At 68.1% G+C, this 1,110-nt stretch carries 1 protein-coding gene; it reads left to right on the top strand.

What is annotated here, in order from left to right:
* Positions 1-67: 67 nt before the first annotated feature.
* The coding region (locus tag DSP71_RS09285) for a fibronectin type III domain-containing protein (RefSeq protein WP_147251268.1) at positions 68-1,110 on the top strand (1,043 nt) is incomplete at its 3' end.

The following is a 1,110-nucleotide window of genomic DNA, read 5'->3' as shown; positions in this document are numbered from 1 at the left end:
CAACCGCGCGCCCGAGCCGTCGAGCTGGAGCGGCTGGTCGGCCTCCGAGGTGCCCGCGGGGCCGCCGATGCCCGCCGCCGCGCCCACCGTCACACAGCTGCAGGGCGTGGGCACCGAGGCGCAGATGCAGGTGAACTGGGTGCCGGGGAACGCGAACGGCGACCCGATCGACTCGTTCCAGCTGCAGGTGTGGGAGGGAGGCACGCTGCGGAACACCATCACGCCGGGAGCCGACGCCAGGTCGCAGGCGGTGAAGGTCCCGACCTCGGAGACGCCGTATACGTATCGCATCCGCGCGCACAACAAGGCGGACTGGGGTGAATGGAGCCCGATGTCGGCACCGCGTCGCGGTGTGAACAAGCCGGGTGCGCCCTCGCTGTCGAACGTCGCCGAAGGCGATCGGTCGCTCACGCTCACCTGGTCTCCCGGCGCGCTCAACGGTGCGAGGTCGAACGAGGTGCAGTACCAGTACTCCATCGGGGGCAACTGGGCGGCGATGCCGGGCAACAACGTCATCACCGGCCTCTCGAACGGCACGAACTACAACGTGCGGGTCCGTGCCGTCTCGACGGTCGACGGCCAGACCTACTCGAGCGACGCCTCGAACCAGATGTCCGGCAATCCCTATGGACCGCTGAGGCAGCCCTCGGTGACGGTGAACTCGAACCCGAAGAGCGTGACGTTCGGATGGAACGCGAACGTCTCGGCCAACGGACGTGGGATCAAGGTCGTGCGCATCCGGATCGACGGCGGCGGGTGGACGCACGTCGGTGCGAACGGAAGCACCACCGTGGGCGACGGCTACAGCCAGCGCCACACGATCGACGTCGAGGTGACGGACGACGCGGGGCAGAAGATCACGCGGAGCGAAGCCGGCACGTCGGGTCCGAAGCCCAATCCGCGCGCCTGGGTCACCTCGACCGGCAACGCGAACGGCCAGCCGAACTGCAACGACGGCACCTGCGCGTACTTCTACCTGAACGCTCAGGACTTCGACCCGGGGCAGACCATCTCCGTGCAGTGCAACAACAACGACGCGACGTATGGCGGCGTATGGGGTGGACCGTACTCGATCACCATGGACGGCAACGGCAGCTACGGCGGCCGGCT

It is taken from the genome of Microbacterium sp. H6 (assembly GCF_003314775.1).
Lineage (GTDB): Bacteria > Actinomycetota > Actinomycetes > Actinomycetales > Microbacteriaceae > Microbacterium > Microbacterium oxydans.
This window is presented reverse-complemented; position numbering and strand designations above follow the sequence as displayed.